22 protein-coding genes and 1 tRNA gene are annotated in these 19,657 nt (G+C 32.2%); 15 read left to right on the top strand and 8 right to left on the bottom strand.

The window, feature by feature from the left end; genetic code table 11:
• The first annotated feature begins 23 nt into the window (after positions 1-23).
• The 10 genes from HY04AAS1_RS06520 to HY04AAS1_RS06475 all read left to right on the top strand — a co-directional run bounded on the left by HY04AAS1_RS06520 (position 24) and on the right by HY04AAS1_RS06475 (position 6,100).
• On the top strand, positions 24-266 hold the full coding sequence (locus HY04AAS1_RS06520) for a sulfurtransferase TusA family protein (RefSeq protein WP_012514334.1): 243 nt from the start codon (positions 24-26) through the stop codon (positions 264-266).
• Entirely contained in the window at positions 263-571 is a 309-nt protein-coding gene (locus HY04AAS1_RS06515) for a DsrE family protein (RefSeq protein WP_012514333.1), read from the top strand. Before HY04AAS1_RS06520 ends, HY04AAS1_RS06515 begins: the two co-directional genes overlap by 4 nt.
• Before the next feature lies 1 nt (position 572).
• Positions 573-911: a DsrE family protein gene (locus tag HY04AAS1_RS06510; RefSeq protein WP_012514332.1), complete on the top strand. Its 339-nt coding sequence runs from the start codon at positions 573-575 to the stop codon at positions 909-911.
• Positions 905-1,150, top strand: a complete 246-nt coding sequence (locus tag HY04AAS1_RS06505; protein WP_012514331.1) for a sulfurtransferase TusB — start codon at positions 905-907, stop codon at positions 1,148-1,150. Before HY04AAS1_RS06510 ends, HY04AAS1_RS06505 begins: the two co-directional genes overlap by 7 nt.
• Positions 1,151-1,639: a 6-carboxytetrahydropterin synthase gene (locus tag HY04AAS1_RS06500; RefSeq protein ID WP_012514330.1), complete on the top strand. Its 489-nt coding sequence runs from the start codon at positions 1,151-1,153 to the stop codon at positions 1,637-1,639. It begins immediately after the preceding gene.
• A complete protein-coding gene (locus tag HY04AAS1_RS06495) occupies positions 1,636-1,983 on the top strand; it encodes a hypothetical protein (RefSeq protein WP_012514329.1) in 348 nt (115 codons plus the stop codon). The genes HY04AAS1_RS06500 and HY04AAS1_RS06495 overlap by 4 nt, the downstream gene beginning before the upstream one ends.
• Complete coding sequence (gene ispD / locus HY04AAS1_RS06490) at positions 1,984-2,622, top strand: 2-C-methyl-D-erythritol 4-phosphate cytidylyltransferase (protein WP_012514328.1); 639 nt, start codon at positions 1,984-1,986, stop codon at positions 2,620-2,622. It abuts the gene before it with no gap.
• An 82-nt stretch (positions 2,623-2,704) separates the two neighbouring features.
• The gene (locus tag HY04AAS1_RS06485; protein WP_012514327.1) at positions 2,705-3,079 is read left to right on the top strand and encodes a DsrE/DsrF/DrsH-like family protein; all 375 of its coding nucleotides are present in this window, start codon (positions 2,705-2,707) and stop codon (positions 3,077-3,079) included.
• Positions 3,080-3,106: 27 nt separating this feature from the next.
• On the top strand, positions 3,107-4,945 hold the full coding sequence (locus tag HY04AAS1_RS06480; RefSeq protein ID WP_012514326.1) for an HDOD domain-containing protein: 1,839 nt from the start codon (positions 3,107-3,109) through the stop codon (positions 4,943-4,945).
• Between the two features lie 27 nt (positions 4,946-4,972).
• On the top strand, positions 4,973-6,100 hold the full coding sequence (locus HY04AAS1_RS06475; protein ID WP_012514325.1) for a tetratricopeptide repeat protein: 1,128 nt from the start codon (positions 4,973-4,975) through the stop codon (positions 6,098-6,100).
• A 12-nt stretch (positions 6,101-6,112) separates the two neighbouring features.
• Here HY04AAS1_RS06475 and HY04AAS1_RS06470 read toward each other — a convergent pair whose 3' ends face one another.
• From HY04AAS1_RS06470 to HY04AAS1_RS06455, 4 genes are read right to left on the bottom strand one after another with little or no spacing between them, the layout of a single operon-like run.
• Positions 6,113-6,760, bottom strand: coding sequence for a 6-phosphogluconolactonase (locus HY04AAS1_RS06470; protein ID WP_012514324.1), 648 nt, complete (start codon positions 6,758-6,760; stop codon positions 6,113-6,115).
• The gene (gene zwf, locus HY04AAS1_RS06465; RefSeq protein WP_012514323.1) at positions 6,745-8,088 is read right to left on the bottom strand and encodes a glucose-6-phosphate dehydrogenase; all 1,344 of its coding nucleotides are present in this window, start codon (positions 8,086-8,088) and stop codon (positions 6,745-6,747) included. Before zwf ends, HY04AAS1_RS06470 begins: the two co-directional genes overlap by 16 nt.
• Complete coding sequence (gene gnd / locus HY04AAS1_RS06460; protein WP_012514322.1) at positions 8,081-8,983, bottom strand: phosphogluconate dehydrogenase (NAD(+)-dependent, decarboxylating); 903 nt, start codon at positions 8,981-8,983, stop codon at positions 8,081-8,083. The genes zwf and gnd overlap by 8 nt, the downstream gene beginning before the upstream one ends.
• Before the next feature lie 28 nt (positions 8,984-9,011).
• Complete coding sequence (locus HY04AAS1_RS06455) at positions 9,012-9,353, bottom strand: hypothetical protein (RefSeq protein WP_012514321.1); 342 nt, start codon at positions 9,351-9,353, stop codon at positions 9,012-9,014.
• 114 nt (positions 9,354-9,467) lie between these two features.
• On the opposite strand from HY04AAS1_RS06455, the gene HY04AAS1_RS06450 reads away from it, so the two are divergent.
• A complete protein-coding gene (locus tag HY04AAS1_RS06450; RefSeq protein ID WP_012514320.1) occupies positions 9,468-10,964 on the top strand; it encodes an IS200/IS605 family accessory protein TnpB-related protein in 1,497 nt (498 codons plus the stop codon).
• Positions 10,965-11,014: 50 nt separating this feature from the next.
• On the opposite strand, the gene HY04AAS1_RS06445 is transcribed toward HY04AAS1_RS06450, so the two are convergent.
• From HY04AAS1_RS06445 to HY04AAS1_RS06435, 3 genes are all read right to left on the bottom strand, one after another.
• On the bottom strand, positions 11,015-14,134 hold the full coding sequence (locus tag HY04AAS1_RS06445; RefSeq protein WP_012514319.1) for a glycosyltransferase: 3,120 nt from the start codon (positions 14,132-14,134) through the stop codon (positions 11,015-11,017).
• A gap of 48 nt (positions 14,135-14,182) precedes the next feature.
• Positions 14,183-14,656, bottom strand: coding sequence for a prepilin-type N-terminal cleavage/methylation domain-containing protein (locus HY04AAS1_RS06440; RefSeq protein ID WP_012514318.1), 474 nt, complete (start codon positions 14,654-14,656; stop codon positions 14,183-14,185).
• Between the two features lie 421 nt (positions 14,657-15,077).
• Positions 15,078-15,165 (bottom strand) — tRNA-Ser (locus tag HY04AAS1_RS06435).
• 132 nt (positions 15,166-15,297) lie between these two features.
• Here HY04AAS1_RS06435 and rpsB point away from each other — a divergent pair.
• The 4 genes from rpsB to ribF are packed head-to-tail and all read left to right on the top strand — an operon-like array spanning position 15,298 to position 18,548.
• A complete protein-coding gene (gene rpsB / locus HY04AAS1_RS06430) occupies positions 15,298-16,113 on the top strand; it encodes a 30S ribosomal protein S2 (RefSeq protein WP_012514317.1) in 816 nt (271 codons plus the stop codon).
• Positions 16,114-16,127: 14 nt separating this feature from the next.
• Positions 16,128-16,949 (top strand): translation elongation factor Ts, encoded by an 822-nt coding sequence (gene tsf / locus HY04AAS1_RS06425; protein WP_012514316.1) that lies wholly within the window; start codon positions 16,128-16,130, stop codon positions 16,947-16,949.
• Positions 16,946-17,665 carry a UMP kinase gene (gene pyrH, locus HY04AAS1_RS06420; protein ID WP_012514315.1) on the top strand — a complete coding sequence of 240 codons (720 nt, stop codon included), beginning with the start codon at positions 16,946-16,948 and terminating at the stop codon, positions 17,663-17,665. The genes tsf and pyrH overlap by 4 nt, the downstream gene beginning before the upstream one ends.
• Entirely contained in the window at positions 17,658-18,548 is an 891-nt protein-coding gene (gene ribF, locus HY04AAS1_RS06415) for a riboflavin biosynthesis protein RibF (RefSeq protein WP_012514314.1), read from the top strand. The genes pyrH and ribF overlap by 8 nt, the downstream gene beginning before the upstream one ends.
• On the opposite strand, the gene HY04AAS1_RS06410 is transcribed toward ribF, so the two are convergent.
• Positions 18,525-19,655 (bottom strand): hypothetical protein, encoded by a 1,131-nt coding sequence (locus tag HY04AAS1_RS06410; protein WP_012514313.1) that lies wholly within the window; start codon positions 19,653-19,655, stop codon positions 18,525-18,527. The two genes, ribF and HY04AAS1_RS06410, sit on opposite strands and share 24 nt — an antisense overlap.
• Between the last annotated feature and the right edge of the window lie 2 nt (positions 19,656-19,657).

The raw sequence follows: 19,657 nt of genomic DNA, 5'->3' as shown, positions 1-19,657 counted from the left end.
TTAACAATATTATCATTGTTAAGATGAATGATTTTGAAATAAATAAAGAGCTTGATATTACCGGTGAAGTATGCCCTTTTACATTTGTGAAAAGCAAGTTAGTTTTAGAAACCATGGGAAAAGGCCAAATCCTTAGAGTCATCGTAGATTACGAACCGTCGGCGGTGAGCGTACCAAAAAGCATGAGAGATGAAGGTCAGGAAGTGTTAGCCACCAACAAAATAGGCGATAACAAGTGGGAAATCATCGTTAGAAAAGCAAGATGAATATCCTTATAGTAGTTACATCAAACCCTTTTTCAAAAGATTTTGACAGCGTATATAAACTATCAAAAGCCCTTGTAGGTAAAGCTGATGTAACGATTTTTTTAAGCGGCAACGGCACTTATTGGCTTAGCTACGATATGACAAAGCAATTTTTAGATATAGGTGTAAAGATAATATACTGCGCTCACTCGGCACGCCAAAGAGGCATCGAAGAGTCTATAAAATCTCAAAATTTTATATCAAGCTCTTCTTACGATATGTTTAGAAAAGTATCAGAGTTTGACAAGGTGATAAACTTTAACTGATATGATAAGCTTTATAATAAAATCAGAACCCTTTTCTTGGAAAGCCCACGAAGGGTTGAGGCTTGCCGCTGCAAGCGGTATAACAAACGATACAAATGTAATATTTACCGGAGACGGTATATACGCCATAACAAAATGGCGCCCAGAAGCCTTAGGACTAGCCAGCTTTGAGAAGATGTTAGAACAAATGAGCATGTTAAACATAAGTTTTTACGCAGAAAACTCTTGTATAGAATCAAGGGGCTTAAAGGCTTTTGAATTTATCATAGAACCAAAGATTATATCCTCTGAAGAAGTCAAAGATTTAATACACAAATCTAAAGCGGTGCTTGTATGGTAGAAAATCCAAACACAATTTGGCTTGTAAGAAAGTTTGGGGATTTTAAAAGTAGCTTACCATCGGAGAACGATATAGTGGTACTTATACAAGATGCGGTGTTAAGAGCACCGAACAAAAATTGGTACTTGTGTAAAGAAGATGTATCTGCAAGAGGTCTAAAAGTCCAAGAAGAGTTCTTGCTTAGCTGGGAAGATATATCAAAACTCATATTAAAAGCCAAAAACGTGGTGGTGTGGTAAATGTGGTATATATCAAAAACATTTAGGTTTGAAGCGGGCCATAGAGTTTGGAAACAAAACCTATCTTGCTCAAGAGGATCAAGTCTTGGTTCTGATTGTATAGAAAATAAGTGCGTAAACTTACATGGGCACAGTTATGAAATAGAAGTTGTGCTTTGTTCAAACGTACTTGATAATCAGGATATGGTGATGGATTTTCATCATCTTAAAAGCGCATTAAACCCTCTTATAGAACAATTTGATCATAGTTTTATAATAGATAAAAACGATCCTTTATTTGAGGCTTTTAAAAAAATAAACCAAGATTTTGGATTAAAACTTACGATAGTGGATTTTTGTCCCACAGCGGAAGCCTTGGCAAAGTATATATACGATCATGTAAAAGAGAAATTTGAAAAAGCAGGACTTTTAAATGAAGTAAATATATATAAAGTAATTATCTGGGAAACAAAAACCTCAAAAGCTGAATACATAGGAGAGAAAATATGAGCGTAAGGCACAAAGTAAAAGAGCTTATAGACAAAAAATACGAAGAGATAGAAAAAATAGACAAAAATCCCATAAAAGTCTATGTGGTATTTAGCCCAAAGGACAATTTAGAGGATTTTGACCCAGAGCTTGCAGAAGTCATAGAGTTTGAAGTAGACAAAGAGAATGAAGAATCAAAAAAGAAGTTTTTGGATAGGCTTTTAAGAGAAGTACTTGAATCAGAAGTTAAAAATATGGTTTGGTGTGGGTTTGTAGTGGATACAAAAGATGAGCTAATACCAATATTAGAACATATACCTAAAGATGATATGGTAGAGTTTATAAGCTTAAAAAAAGAAGATTAGATGCCTTCTTTAATACTTTTAGCGGCTGGGCTTGGCAAAAGAGCCGGTATAAAAAAACAGTTTATAAAGTTTAGAGATATGCCGCTATACAATTTCACTTTAAGAAAAGTGGCCGATCTTTTCAACGAGATAATCATGACGGTGCCCCAGGATGTGGAACCTTATATTTTATACGATGCTCATAAGTTTGGAGCAAAGTTTGTGTATGGTGGTGCAGAAAGACAAGATTCTGTAAGGCTTGCATTGGAAGTGGCAAAAGAGGATATAGTAGTAATACACGATAGCGCAAGGCCCTTTGCTAGCCGAGAAGTATTTAAAAAGGTGATGGAGCTTGAAAACTACGACGGGAAAATAGCAGCGGCAAAAGCAAGAGATACTATAAAAAAGTTAGAAAACGGTATTTTAAGAACTATTCAAAGGGATAACGTGTGGCTGGCTCAAACACCCCAATGTTTTAAAACAGATGTTATAAAACTTTGTCATGAAAAAGCCTTAGAAGATGGTATAAAAGCCACAGACGATGCTTACTTATTGGAATATTATGGATACAGTGTAGGTATAGTAGAATCCTCTTATTGGAATATAAAACTCACCTATCCTGAGGATATTCCGTTTTTTGATAAACTATTGCAAAGATAAAAACCTTATTTATAAGAAAATCTTATTGACAATATATAAAATCATATTTATTATATTTTAATATTCTTAAAGGAGGATGTTTATGGAACAAAAAGCCCCTGATTTGGTGATCATTCTTTTAACCGGTCCAGAAAATCCAGCAAGGTTGCCATCTGCATTTTTCTTGGCATCCACAGCAGCCGCCGAAGATATGAATGTGGTTATGTATTTTACAGGTCCTTCTACACAACTTCTTAAAAAAGGTGTAGCTGAAAGCGTTTATCCAATGGAAGGTGGACAACCTATATCTTACTTTATCAATTTAGCTCGCCAAAACGGTGTACAAATGATAGCCTGCAAACAATCCCTTGACCTAAACGGTATGAAAGAAGAAGATTTAGCCTACGATTTTCCGCTTCTAACACCAACAGCAGCACTACCAAGCCTTGGGATGGCTGGAAAAGTAGTCACTTGGTAAAAAAAGGGCTTCAAAGCCCCATTAAAAATGAACAATAGAAAACATCTAAGGTTTTACACATATATAGAAACCCAATATGGCATTATAAAAAACATATCCTACGAAGGCGCTCTAATAGAACTATCAAGCCAAGATACGCTAAAAACTCTATTAGAAAATAAAAATTTTTCTATAAATATACTAGGAGAAGAGGTTAAAGCCAAGGTAGTCTTAGACAATATAAATCAAGTCAAAAATCCTGAAGAGCGTGGCATACGTGTAGGGCTTTCATTTGAAAAGCCTATATCAAAAGATACGCTACAAAAAGCTATAAAACTACACAAAAAGCCAGAGCGCATAAGAAAAGAACCAAAATTTAAGATAGAAACCGATACATTAGAAGCTTTTGAAGCTCATGATTTTATAAAAGGTACGATGCCTATCATAATGGAGCTTACCAACGAAAACACCAACGTGGATAAAATATATGCTCTTATTAGAAATATGCCTACATTAGAAGAAGATATATTAAATATCGCAAACAACGCTTATTCAAACAAAGGCATAGATATAAAAGATATAAAATCCGCCATTATAAGACTTGGACTCTCAAGGATAAAGGATTTTACATTAAAAGCTATATCAAAAGAAGCTATTACAGAGTACAAAGATGAGCTAAAAGAACTAACAGAAATAGAGCAAATACTCATACTTCAAACAGCCATCTTTGACAACATATGCCAAATCGCCTGCACACAAAAAAGTAGATTTTACGATCTTCTTATGCTATCCATGATAGATGGGCTTCTTATCGTTATAGATTTCCTAAACAAAAACAAATACAACGATATTAAAACCCAAATACTAAATTTGGTAAAAACACCATCAAAATTATACTCTTATGTATCTAGAATATTTGAAAAAGATACGTTTGGAAAAGATATAATAAAATTAGACAAAGAATATTTTGAAAAGGTATTTTATGGTTTTGATGATTTTATTAAAAGCATTATAATTGGCTACAATACTTACGCCCCATACTACAAATACAGCACCGCTAATAAATTACAACCATCAAAGCAAGCCATAAACCTATCTTTTACAATACATCTTTCTATGCTTGGCACAAAGTTTATAATGCAAAACGATGAAAAGGCTGGATTTATAATGTTAAATAGGTTGAATAGGTTTGGTATAGATAGTATAAAGTTTTCAAGCTTTTTGAAAAATATCATAAACGACGCAAATCTGACAATAAGAGACTTGGGAATTTCAAAAGAAATAAGCACTTCTATACAGAAAATAAACTACATCCCAAATATAGAAGGTGAAAATGCAAAAGAACAAACAAAAATAGAAATACCAAAACCCTTTCAAGATTTTTACACTATTTTTACACAAACGCTTACAAAATTAAAAAGGGTTTGCGTAAGATACGAAGATAAGGCTTATACAATGTTAAAAATAGAAAATCTTATAAACTTTATCCAAGAGACCCAAAAAGGTGTATTGGGGGTAATAGATTTGAATACGTTTGAAATACCCTCTTACGAAGATGTAAGTTTTTTAGATATATTAATATTAAAAGATATAGACAACATAGAAGATATAGGCAAGCTAAAGGCTATATTGGATAGTTTTGAAGGGTATATAATAATGACTCTAAGAAACGATATAGATTTAGAAACCATAAACTATACACTTTTTAATGCTATTGAAAAATTTACAATAGACTTTCCCTCTTATATAGAAGATGATGAGCTTTATGCTGACCTTATTAAAAGCGCAAAAAACTTGTTAAAAAAAGACTTTGGTATAAATCAAGAGATAGGCTTAGAAGATCTACGATACGATTTAAAATCAATTGTAAGAAAAGCAATAGAGTAAATGTATATCTAGTATATAATATAAAAAATGAAACGTAAATATATTTTTTATATTGCTTTTCTATCGTTTTCTATTTTTAGCGTATATTCTTGTGCCCAAAACACTCACAATATAGAAGAACTATCCAACAAAAATTCAACATACTATTACAATATTGGTATGGCGGGGCTTACAGCCCAAAATTACGCCGTTGCCATATCAAACTTTAAAAAAGCCATTCTAAAAGACCCAAACAACTACAAAGCTTACGACAAGCTGGCCCTTGCTTACGCCAATGTAGGTAATTATAAAAAAGCTATAAAAAGTATAGATAGAGCATTACATATAAAACCAGATTACTATCAAGCCATTTTAGACAAAGCTATAATATTGCAAGCAGAGCATAAAACCAAGGAGGCAATAGACACTCTTAATAAATGTATAACAAATGATTATTGTAGCTTAAGACCTCAAGCTTACTATCAACTTGCAAACATATACAAATCAAAAGGCGATACAAAAGATTACATTAAAAATCTAAATTTAGCAATACTCTACGATAGGGATTTTAACGTAGCAAAGTTTGATTTAGCGAGAGCCTACGTAGAAAACAATATGTGTAGCAAACCAAATATAGAAGAAAAAGCAATCTATCTTATAGATAGCGAGAAAAATAATATAGGTGCTTCAAGTATACCAGATATGTTGCTTCTAAAAACAAAGTGCTATATGGAAGCTAACAAATTTAAAGAAGCATCGAAATTGATAAGGAAAATATTGTTTAAAGAAGATATAAACCAAAAGTACAAGGACGAAGCTATAGAACTATCAAAAGAACTTATAACGCTAGAGTATGTAAATAAAAATACTGAGAATCCACCTATATCCTACGCAGAATCAATAAAAAAAAGCAAACCAAAAAACCAAAATACAATAGTTAATAATAACAATAAAGAGAAAGAGACCAAAAACTTCTACTATTACCAACTTGGAGTTTACTACATAAAAGAGTATAACTATGCTTATAATATCTATATAAAAGCCAAAAAACTTGGGTTTGATACTTATATGGTGAAAAACAACAAAGCTATTATAGTGTTTGCGAAAGTACCAGAAGATAAAAAAGCTTTGTTTAAAAAAGAGTTTCCATTTGCTTTTAAGATAAAACATCCATAAGAGGTACTTAGTTTAAAAAGGATTGAATAGACCACTCATTCCATCAGACACAAGTATGGGTTTTTTACAATTGTTATTTGATATAAACTCGTTTGCGACTGTATCTTTTTCTTTTAAAAGCCTTGAAACCACAGATTTTTTTGATTTTGATACAAAAAATATAAGCCTTGAGTTTGATAAAGCTTTATAGTTTAAAGATATACGAAGTATGTCGTTTGGACCTACACTTATTAGCGTGTTTTCACAGGATTTTAGCATACGTTTATCTGGGAAAATAGAAGCGCTGTGACCATCTTCTCCTATACCAAGCAAAGTTATGTGTATTGGGTTTTTATTGATAATGTTTGAAAATATTTCACAATCTTTTTCAATATCACCAGATTTATAAACGGGTTCTATATTTAAAAATTTTGATATGTTGTGATAGTTGCTCTCTTTATGATTGTTTGGAACGTAGCGCTCATCTGTAAGAAAAAATTTAAAATTGGGAAATTTGTAATTTGACATAAGCTCATACAAATATAAAGGTGTGCTACCACCAGCTAAAGCTATGTTTAGTTTTATTTTTTTGGCTTTTAGGAAAAATCTAAGTAAAAAATAAGACGAAGACTCAAGCGAATCAAAATCATAAACTTTTATAAAATCTAAAAGATATACCATTGTCTATTATCTTTGTTTATAAGCATATCAGCAGATTTTGGTCCGTAAGAGCCCACTTCGTAAAGCTCTACATCCTTTTTTTCTTGCCATATATCTAAAAGCGGTTGATAAAGTGCCCATGCAATCTCTACTTCGTCTTCTCTTAAAAATAAAGTTTGATTTGAGTTTATTATATCAAGAAGAAGGGTCTCATATGCCTCTGAAGAGGTGTTATTTTCCATACCCATAGACACTTCCAAAGGACAAGATAAAAATTCCGAGTTTGGGGCTCTTATCTCAAGACGAAGCTCTATATTTGTGAAAGGTGAGATTTTTATAACTATCTTATTTTCCCTTGGCTCACAACCTATAAGTTTAGCAAAGGATGTGGGCATTTTTTTAAGCACTATCACTATTTGAGTGGCTTTTGTTTTTAACTTTTTGCCAGTTCTAAGATAAAAGGGTACCCCGTGCCATCTTAAGTTATCTATATAAAGCTTTATAGCAGCATATGTCTCAGTTTTTGAGCCTGGTTTTACACCAGGTTCCATCGTATAACCTTCATATCTTCCAAGCACTACACCCTCAATACCTGGTGGTCTTATGGATTTTAAAACTTTTACCTTTTCATTTCTTATCTCTTCTGCATCTATACAACAAGGGGGTTCCATAGCTATAAAGGTTGCCATCTGGGTAAGATGGTTTTGTATCATATCTTTAAAAGCCCCAAACTTGTCGTAATAAGCACTTCTTCCTTCTATACCAATATCTTCCAAAGCAGATATCTGAACATGGTCTATAAAGTTTTTATTCCAAATACCTTCAAATATATAGTTTGCAAATCTAAAACTAAATATATTTTGAACAGCCTCTTTACCTAAAAAGTGATCTATCCTATATATTTCTTTTTCTAGGAAAAACGTATGAAGAAGGTTGTTTAAACGTTTAGCAGATTCCAAATCGTATCCAAAGGGTTTTTCTATCACAATTTTTCTTTTGTTTGTCATATCAAGAAGTACATGGCCTATATTTTTTATAGCACTTTCAAAAAGGTTTGGTGGTATAGAAAGATAAAATATAATCTCATCTTTTTCTATGCTTTTAATAAAATTAAAATCTTTTGGGTTTGTAACATCTACATTTATATAATCACAAACGGATGCGTACTCCTCACCAAACAAAGACTTTATCTTTGGTATAAACTCATCTCTACTAGATTCTCTTGAGCAAGATATAATCTTTTTTGGTGAAATTTTACCTTCTTTAAGGAGTTTTGCAAGGCTTGGATGTATTTTTTTCCAAGCTAAATCGCCGTTTCCACCAAATAAAACAAAAACAAAGTTATTCATCTTTCTTAAACTTATGTTGGCCAAACTCGTATCTTAAGGCTGCTAAGACCCTATCTCTAAAGCTTTCTTGTTCTCTTGATCTAAATCTCATAAAAAGAGCGTTAGATATAGATGGCATAGCTACTCCTTCATTTACAGCCTCTAATACACTCCATCTTCCTTCACCGGTATCTTCTACGTAAGGCTTTATCTCTTCTAAAAGCCCAAAATCACATAAAGCTTTGTAAGTTAAATCCATAAGCCAAGAAGCCACAACGCTTCCTTTTGTCCACACTCTTACAGCTTCTTTTAAATCTACCTCTGGTTTTGATGTTTTTATAAGATCAAGCCCCTCTGCTATACTTTCCATCATCCCGTATTCAACGGCATTATGTACCATCTTAACAAAGTGTCCCATACCAGGCCCACCCATATATCCAAAACCAACACCCTCATTTGCCAAATCTTTGAGTATTGGGCTTATAAAATAAAAATCCTCTTTATCTCCTCCCACCATCAAAGAAAAACCCCTTTCATAACCCCAAACACCCCCAGATGTCCCTACATCTAAAAATTTTATAGATTTTTCTTTTAGAGTGTTATATCTTCTTATAGAATCTTTGTAATAAGAGTTTCCACCATCTATTATAAGATCACCCTCTTTTAAATAAGGTAAAGCTTCGTTTATAACATCATCCACAGCACTTTGAGGGACCATTATCCATAAAACTCTTCTATCACCTTCAAAAGCCTCAAACATCTCTTTGTAAGTGCCAAAACACTTTACCCCATAAGAAGATGCCTCTTTTGTACAGTGCTGGTTTCTATCAAACCCAAAAACTTCATGTCCTTTTTCTTTTAACCTTCTTGAAAGGCCAATACCCATTCTCCCAAGCCCAGAAAACGCTATCTTCATAAAAACCTCCTAAATATACTTATAAAAACTACTTTATGTATAACTTTATAAGTATTAACATCATTGGAAGCAAAAGTCCTCCAAACAATACAAAGAAAAGTTTCTCCAATGTACTAATTCTATCTATTACAGTATCAATTCTATCTTCTACACGTTTAATTTCCACTCTTAAAGTATCTTCTATTCTTTTTGTTTCTGAATAAAATTCTCCTTTCGTTATCAATTCATTTGAAAGCTCTTGTTTTAATTGAGATTTAATAATATCTTTTTCTTGATTTACTAAAATTTCTATTGTGCTAACAATTTTTTTAGCTTTTTCCTTACCAACCTCTTCTTCTAAAAATTCATAAATTTCTAAAGGTAAAACCATAATAAGAATATAAAATTCTTCTTTACTTTGTCAATCTAAACTTAGGCTGTTATAAAAATCAATCTCTAATATGAATCAGAGATAAAAATCAACTTATATGTTATATTGATAACTATGTATATAACATTAAGATTCAAGCTTATTGAAAATAGTAAAGAAGACTTAGAGATATTGAAAAACCTAATGAAACTCCAATCATCAGCTGTTAGATATGCATATAACAGGATAAGAGAAGGCTATACAGATAAAGATATATACCATTTGATTAGAGAGAAATTTCCAAGTTTACCAACAAGGTATATACCTAGTGCAATAAATAAAGCAAAATCAATTAACAAAGAACATGAAACCATTGTATTTGGAAACAGAGAAATATTTGAAAAATTGTGCAAAAGCCATTTACAAGGAAAACAAAGAGAAAAACTAAAAGAACAATGGAGACAAAACAGGAAGTATAATCTAATTAGCATAGGAACTGCTAACAACACAGATAAAGGCAACAGACTATTACGTTTTGAAAAGAAAAATGATGAACTATATTTAAGAGTAAATATACAACCACGTAAATGGATATGGTTAAAAGTTAAAAGGCAAATAAGTAGTAAAAATGATAAATGGGCTGTATTTTTAGCTATGCTAAACGATTTATGGGAAAACAAAAGATACTTTCCTTATACAGTGGAGTTAAAAATAAGAGGAAACGATATATATGGCTATGTTACCTTTGACTTTCCAGTACCAAGTACATATATTACTAAGAATAACGGGGTCATAGGTATAGATACAAATGCAAGTCCTTTGCATTTAGCTTTAGCCGAAATAAGTAAGGATGGTAATTTAATAAGTTATGAAAGACATGAACTACATAACTTTTTATTATATGAGAAAGAAAGAAGAGAATATGAAGAATGGATATTAGCTCATAAAATCGTAAATACAGCTATAGAAAAGCAAAAGGCTATAGCTATAGAAAATCTAAACAAAGTTAATAAAGGCTATAGAGGAGACGGTAAGGCAAAGCTTAGGAAAAGACTAAGTAAGTGGAACTATAAATCTTTATTATCTAAAATAGAAGCTATAGCTCATCAAAAATGTGTTGAAATAATAAAGGTAAATCCTGCTTATACTTCTGTTATAGGAGCCTTAAAATATGCACCTATACTTAACATAGACAAAGATATTGCAGGAGCTTACGTTATTGCTAGAAGGGCTATGGGATTTAAAGAAAGGATACCTGTAAATTATAGGAAGCTATTAGAGGATAAAGAATACATAAACTATGCAATAGAAAAACTAAACAATAAAATACAAGAACTTAAAGAATCCATAAAACAAGAAAAGAATAAGTACAAACAAAAACCGTTAAAACAAGAATTGAGAAAAATAATAGGAGACATTAAATCTATACAAAGCTTTCAAAGCGAGCCAAGTTTCTGTAAGGGAGCCAATGGAAGGAATCTCGAACAGACTAACAAAGCTTGGCAAGTTTTGAGAGTAGCTCTTGTGATCCCGATCCTGGGGAAACCTTTTAATAGGGAGTACTCTTCCTTAAAGACTATACTAGTCTCAGGGAACGTGGAGAGGGTAGCAAGTAGGTTAGTTCCACATTAGGCTGGTGGGACGGACTCTACGTGAGTAGAGTAAATTTAGAACAGCCTTATCTAAACTATATTCTTTAGTATTTTTTTAAGTTCAAACTCTTCTATATTTTTTCTTATATAAGATACAATCTCTTTTGCCTCATCTTTGTTTTCTTTAAAATACCTTGCTTTTTCTACCATATCCTCTATTGAGAATCCACTTATGTACTCCCCATATTTCCCAAACATATCCTCTAATATTGGCTTATAATCTGTTATAAACATCGTTTTTTTGTTAAAAGCCTCAAAAAATCTTTTATTTAAGGTGTTTGATACAATATCGCTTAGACCAAGTATTATATTTTTTCCGTTGAATATATATTTTATATCTTTTGGATGCACTATTATAGGAAAATCTCTTGTTTTTGCAATAGTAGAAAGGGCCACTCTAAAGACCATCTCATCGTCAAACTCCAAAGTACCTATATGTTTAATGGTGCTATCGTTGTATTTACACGCATAAGCCCCCATATAGATATAATCGTAAAAATACTCCCTTATATCCTCTAATGCTATATCTTCTTTCAAAGCTTTTAAAGACGTCCTAAAGTTTGATAGCTTTTTAATAAAAAATTCTGTAATATTATTATCAGCATAGGTTTTATGAATGGAACATTCTGATAAAAATACAATATCAGATGAGTTATTATTTATATCTTTAGTATTATAATCCACAAAATACCCATAAAAATATCTTGCATCTAAAGATCTTTCTTTTAAAAAATCCACTATCCTCTCGTCGTTTGATATATAAACGGTTTTTAATGGGGAAAACTTACCAAATATATCGCTTAATTTATCTAATATATCTTCATTCTTATCTTTTTTATCTTTAAATTGATTTATAAGATCCTCATATGTGGTATCTTTATCTATAAAAACTATTTTAGAACCTATATAGTTTAAATATGATTTTTGTTTTAGGTTTTTAAAATCTGAAAAAACTATATCAATACCTATATTTGAAAGCGTTTGAAGAAGTATATCTTTCTTAGAGGCGTATTCAGTCTCAGGAACAAAAGCCGTATATATAGAAAATCCTAGTTCTTTAAATACGTTGTAAAAATCGTATAAATGTTCTTTTTCAAAGGATAAGAAAACCTTACCTTTATTTCCTTTATAAGCCTTCTCTTTATTTCTTAAATCGTATATGCTGTTTTTGTCTTGCCCCGAAGTAAAATGCGTTGTTAACGCTCTTAGCTCTACAATATCAAAATCAGAAGTTTTTGAGCTTTTGGTATAAAAACTGATTTCTTTATACTTATCTGAGATTAGATAATAATACTGCATCGAACTAAAAACATCAAGATGATGTCTTAGGTTTATATTATCGTTTATAACGGCTATTAAAAAAGCCCCTTGAAGGGAGTTTATGGAATTTCTTAAAAATGTGTTGTGAGCTAGTTGATTATCAAGGGAGTTTGATTTACCAAAAACACTTTCATACTCGTAGTAAGTAGCTGGTGTCTCGTAAACTTGGAAATTATCAAAATAATTTGATAATATAGATACAAGCTCATCTTTTGTATATTCATACACATTTTGCTTAATCACACCCAAATCAAAGATATCAAGACCTTTTTTAACGAAGTTATAAAGCCTATTTTTGTTGGCAAAAACAATGATGGCTTTTTTATTTTTTAAGCTTTTAAAATCTATATTTTTATAAAACCCATCTGTTATTATAATATTTAAAGCATTATCATCTATTGTTATATCTAAATCTTTTAAAACCTCTTCGTAAAGGGCTTTATCGTAGCCTTCTATCTTTACATTTTTATTTTTTCTTGCAAATTCTTGTATAAAATAAAATAAACTATGTCTATATTTATGAAAATAAAGATAAGCTCTTCCTATATAATCGTTTACAAGCTTGGTTTTATAATAATAGCTGTAAAGCTCTTCAAAATTATCAATTTTATCTTCTTTTTCTATATCGGCATTTTTTACAAGGTGTTCCAAAGATTTAAATGTTTCTAAAAGCTCAATTCTATCTATAAATTTAAAACAAGGGGAATAATCGTCGTCTTGTTTTTTTAGGTCTTTTAAAAGTTTTGCCTCGGGGCATGGTTCTGATAAAGCGTGTATCCTACAGGGACTTGAGCATTTTGTACCTACATATCTTGCATTTACTCCCTTTATATAAAATAGCTTGTAATCATAAACAGCCTCAAAAGAACCAGGCCCAAGCACAACAAGAGTAGGCACACCAAGAGCCACCCCTATGTGAGCTACCGATGTTTCAGCGCTTATTAAAATATCTAAAATACTTACATAATGAGAAAGATACTCTATATCTTTTACATAAGATGATACATCTACTATAAAAGGGTATTTTTCAAAATACTCTTTGGCAAGGTCTTTAGCTAAATCTGTATAGGCGCAAACTATAGTGTATTTATCTTTTGCATAGTTTAGTACGATATCCAAAACGTCTGGGGGTATCCTTCTATGGATAGAGCTTGCTTCGAAATGAAGCCCTAAAAGGGGTCTTCCAAGGGATATAAACCTTTTTATTTTATGTATACTTGTTTTAACCTCTGGATCATTAGAAAGTGTAATATCTGGTTTTTTATCCTTTTCATAAAAGCCAAATACTTTTTCATCAAAAAGTGAAGCCAAATAATCTGGCACAAATTGATTGTCAAAACCAACAGTAGCCACATGAGCTGTCAGATCAAATACATAATCAAACCTATCTAATACATCTATATCTATAGGGTTTGGCACAAGCTCATCTATAGTGTGCAAAGCATTTCTTACCTCGTATATGCCTGTCCCTTCGTCAACCCCCGAAGTAAAATGCGATCCCATCGCTCTATATGGATTATCTATTAAAAGCTTATTATCTTTTTTATGTTCATAGCCTATATATACATCTTTGTAAGCTCTTTTTATAGCTTTTAAAACAGGTAAAAAATGTATACTATCCCCAAGTGCAAAAGCTGTTATTATCAACAATTTCTTACCGCTGAGATCAACGCCTTTTTTATATATCTTAGATGGTGGTATTTTTATATTTGCATAAACTATATTTGGCTTATCTATATCAAGATAGGATATATAATATTTATCTTTTTCTAAACCACTATAATCATATTTTTTTATATTTTGTTTTACTAAAGATTTTGATATTTTCATCTATATATTATAAATCCCCCAAGAAGGGGGAGAAAAATAAGAAAATTGTTAAATTGATGTACAACCAGCACCATTAGTATTAGACGTACATATACCAGTACCTGTAGCTATACCTTTTACAACTACACAAGTACAAGCAGTGCTTGATATAGTAGGACAAGCTGCTGATATAGCAGGATCTATAGTGTTGCTTGCTCCAAGAGCAGCTGCTGCTGTACTTTGAGCTGTTACTTCATCAAGACATTGTCTTGCATCTGCTAAAGCAGCACCAGAAGCGGCATTATGCATATATTGAATGTACTGGGGTATTGCTATCGCTGCCAAGATAGCAATGATGGCTATAACCACCAAAAGCTCGATAAGGGTAAAACCAGAGCGGTAGCGTCCGCGTTTTACATATTGCGTGGCAGACTTGTCGTGAGTGGATTTAGATAAAGGCGCACCATCTTGATTAAGGACATCACCCTTACTTAGGCCTCTTTTTTTAGAGAGCTCTTCTCTCAACACAAACACATCTTTCATAACACACCTCCTTAAGGTTGATATTTTTAATTATAAAAAGATGTCAAGTAAAATTGTTAAAATATGATATATATTGTATTACAAATGTAATACAAAAATGAGGTAAGTTGTTAAAAACCATTTACATTTTTCTTGTATATATTTTTGCTATATAGGTAAAAATATTATGTCTATAAAATTTGTCTACAAAAATAACGCTCTTATATAGACATCGTTTTTGGCTTTTAGACAACGTATAAACACATATAAACATAAAATAGAAAATAAATTTAGCCAAAAAAATTATTGATAAATAAGGATTTTTCAAGGATTTAGACAAAATAGAAAGGTATTATTTATATTCTTATTCTTTAAATACTTAAAATATTTATATATACTAAAGGATAAAGAAAAATAGGGATGTCTATAAAAGTATCACATACGGAGAGGGAGGGATTCGAACCCTCGGTGGGCTTTAAACCCACAAGTGATTTCGAGTCACCCGCTTTCGACCACTCAGCCACCTCTCCTAGAAGATATTATACAAAGTTTTTGGGATTTTGATATAATAATAGATTAAACTGCACTCTAATCAAAAAGGGTCGTCAGGTAAAACTGACGCTTGGATTAGAGGAGGTTAAAAACCCTTTTGGAGGTATGTTATGTCAGTAAGTATGAAGGATCTTTTGGAAGCTGGTGTTCATTTTGGACACTCTAAGGGAAGATGGAACCCTAAGATGGCACCGTATTTGTATGGTGTAAGAAACAACATACACATCATAGACCTTGGAAAGACCGTTCTTTATTTGGAAGAGGCTTACAACTTTGTATCAGATGCTGTTTCTAAAGGTGCAGAGATGCTTTTTGTAGGCACAAAAAAACAAGCTAAAGATGTCGTTATGGAAGAAGCACAAAGATGTGAGTCTTTTTATGTAAACGAAAGATGGGTGGGTGGTCTTCTTACAAACTTTAAAACTGTTAGAAAAAGTATAGCCAAGCTCCGTCAGTTAGAACGTATGGAAAAAGAAGGAGTTTTTGAGGTTTTACCAAAAAAAGAAGTAGTAACCATGAAAAGAGAGATGCAAAGACTCCAAAAGCTTTACAAAGGCATCATAGATATGGATAGAATACCAGATATAATATGGGTAGTGGATACCAACAGAGAACATATAGCTGTAACAGAGGCAAGAAGGCTTGGTGTAAAAGTTGTTGCTATAGCAGATTCAAACTGCGATCCAGATGAAATAGATTATCTTATACCTGGAAACGATGACGCTATAAAATCTATTAAGCTTTTAACTTCAAGGATAGCCGATGCGGTTATAGATGGTAAGCAAAGAAGAGAAGCTTCTGCTGTTTCTGAAACATCAAAAAGAAAAGTGGTTGTGGTGGCTGAAGAGGAAAAAGAACTCTTTGAAAGAGCTATGGCTATGTCAGAAAAGTATGAAGATATAGACAAAGACAGTGTAGATTATTAATAGGAGGAGATTTTATGGCAGTTAGTTCTGAAAATGTAAAGCTTTTAAGAGAAATGACCGGCGCTGGGATGCTAGATTGTAAAAAAGCCCTTGAAGAGGCAAACGGCGATATAGACAAAGCCAAAGAGATACTTCGTATAAAAGGTTTGGCAAAAGCTGATAAAAAAGCCTCAAGAGAAACCAAAGAAGGTCTTATAGTGGCAAAATCAACACCTTCAAAAGGTGCAATGGTTGAGCTTGCCTGTGAAACAGATTTTGTGGCAAGAAACGGTTCTTTTAAAGAGCTTGCCAATAAAATCCTTGATTATGTATTGGAAAATGTAGGTGATACAAAAGGTGAATCAAGAGATAGTTCTATACTTCAAGGTAAAATAGACGGTATAACTATAGAAGAGCTTTTAAAAGAAGCTATAGCAAAAATAGGAGAAAACATACAACTAAAACGCTATTGTGTGGTAGAAGGACCAAACTTTTCATATATACATGGTGGTGGAAGAATAGGTGTATTGCTATCTTATGAAGGTGATAACCTTGATGTTGTAAAAGATGTTGCACTTCAAATAGCCGCTATGAGGCCAGAGTTTTTATCCCCTGAGACTGTGCCTCAAGATGTTATAGAAAGAGAAAAAGCCATATATATGGAACAAGCCAAAAAAGAGGGTAAACCTGAAAACATGCTTGAAAAGATAGCAGAAGGAAAGCTCAAAAAATTCTACGAAGAGAAAACGCTTTTACATCAGAAGTTTATAAAAGATGAGAAAAAGACTATTCAGGATTATACAAAAGCTAACAACGTAACTATAAAAGGCTTTTGCAGATTTGAAATAGGTACATGAAGTATAAAAGGGTATTGTTAAAGATATCAGGTGAAGCCTTGGCGGGAAGCCAAGGTTTTGGTATAGATAAAGATGTTATTTTAAGCTTTTCAAATGAAATAAAAGAAGCTTACGATCTTGGTATTCAGATAGCTATCGTAATAGGTGGTGGAAACATATTTAGAGGTCTAAAAGCTCAAGCAAGTGGTATGGATAGAGCCACCGCCGATTATATGGGGATGCTTGCCACCGTTATAAACGCTTTAGCCATGCAAGATACGTTAGAAAGAATACACAACATACCTACTAGGGTTTTATCGGCTATAGAGATGAGACAAGTGGCAGAACCTTACATAAGAAGAAGGGCTGTAAGACACCTTGAAAAAGGAAGAATTGTTATATTTGCCGCTGGCACTGGAAACCCGTTTTTTTCCACAGATACAGCCGCTGCTTTAAGGGCTGCCGAGATAAACGCCGATGTTTTTATGAAAGCCACAAAAGTAGACGGCATATACACAAAAGACCCAGCTATTTATAAAGATGCAGAGCTTATAAAAGAAATATCTTACATAGAGATTATAAGTAAAGACCTAAGGATTATGGACCATACGGCTATCACCCTTTGTAAAGACAACAACATACCTATGGTGGTATTTAATATATATCAAAAAGGGGCTTTGAAGCGTATTTTATCCGGGGAAAATATAGGTACAGTGGTAAAAAGTTATAATGCTTAAAAAGCCCATAGCTTTGGCTGTAGGTAACTTTGACGGCGTTCACCTGGGTCATCAGCATCTTTTAAATACTCTTGTTTCAAAAGCCAAAGAAAAAAACTTGGTACCCTCTGTTTTAATGTTTGATCCACATCCTTTGGAGGTGTTAGAAAAAGAATCCGCTCCTTGTATTATATATACCATAGAAGAAAGAAAAGAATATATATATAAACTTGGTGTTGAAAACATCTTTGTAATAAACTTCACTAAAGAATTTAGTAATATATCTGCAAGGGATTTTATAAAAGACTATGTTTATGAAAAGCTAAATACAAAGCTTTTGATAGTGGGATACGATTGGCGCTATGGAGCCAAAAGAGAAGGGGAGTTTGAACTTGCAAAAGAGATGGGAGAGATGTTTGGGTTTGAAGTAATACCCAGTGAACCTTACAAAGTGGATGGGCATATAGTAAGCAGTACTCTTATAAGAAGGCTTTTAAAAGAGGCAAAGTTTGAAGATGTTAAAAAATACCTTGGAAGAGAATATACTATTAAAAGACGTGTTGTAAGAGGAAAGGGTTTAGGCTCTAAAATAGGCTTTCCTACAGCAAACATATCAAACACGTCAAACATGTGTTTAAAAGAAGGTGTTTATGTTGTAAAAGTAAATGGATATCTTGGTGTGGCAAACTATGGCAAAAGACCCACTGTTGAATATACAAATCAAAATATACTAGAAGTGCATATTATAGATTTTAAAGGTAATTTAACTGATAATATTTTAAGTATAACGTTTTTAGGCTTTTTAAGAGAAGAAAAAAAGTTTAACTCCATAGAAGATCTAAAAGTCCAAATAAAAACTGATATAGAAACCGCTAAAAGTCTATTTTCTAATAAAAGCGTATAAACTATAAGCTGTTAAAAAAGCGTATAATATATCACCTACTGGTTTTAGATAATGATTGCTTTCAAATACTATAAACAAAAACAAACTAAAACCAAGAAAAGGTAAAAGATTTTTTACTACATTTTGATTTATCATGGCATCTATCGGTGGGGTGTTTTGCTCTCCTACTTTGTTGGCATAATACTTGTTCCACAATATCCTTGGCATGAAATGAAATATACCACCAAGCACCGTGATAAGACCAAATCCATATATCATAACATCCGCATGCAAAAACGGCTCTAACTTTGAAGATGCCACCAAAAGCCCAAAACTAACACCTAATAATAAAAATCCTAAACCTAAGAAAAAATATCTTAGTGTGTAAGGTATATTTTTAGGAAATTTTCTATTTTCTATAGTTTTGTATATCAAATAAACAAAAAATCCCAAAACTATGAACTCCAATATACCTGCAAAGTATATGAGTCTCAAATCAAATATATAAAAAGATGCTATAAGAATAGAGGCCGATATTTGGTGAACCCAAAATAGTTTGTTGGCAAGCCCCATATTCAAAGGCTCCATATATAAAAGCGGCACCAAAGCAAACTCTACACCTATAACTGCGTTAATCACAAATCCTATTGTAAAAGTATGTATAAGAAAAAATATGTTTATTTTATTAAAAGCAAAAAACAACATCTCTAAAGCGTTTATTGTAAGAAATATGAGACTGGCCGATAGAAACTTCGCAGTGATGCTGTTTGGTATTTTTAAAGCTGTTGATATATGTATTAGAAAAGTCAATATAAGTATTGTGTTTGATATACAAAAATATATATTTCCTAATATACCAAAATACCAAAGAAACATGATAAATCCGTTTAATACACTTAGACCAAGTGTTATAAACGATAGTTTTGGAAACTTTGGTTTTTTCATAAGAGAGTTTGGTATAAGTTGATACATAGCACCTATTATTACATTTAGGAAAAATCCGTATAAAGCGATTAAAAATACATTTATATTGTTTGTATTTGTAAAAGCTTTTAAAATCAGGTCTATTGTTAGCATTAAAATGCTTAATAAGAAAAATAGTGGTGAAGCCTCCGATATAAAAAACATAT

It is taken from the genome of Hydrogenobaculum sp. Y04AAS1, from assembly GCF_000020785.1.
GTDB lineage: Bacteria > Aquificota > Aquificia > Aquificales > Aquificaceae > Hydrogenobaculum.
Note: the sequence above shows the minus strand (reverse complement) of the source record. Positions and strands in the feature narration are given on the sequence as shown.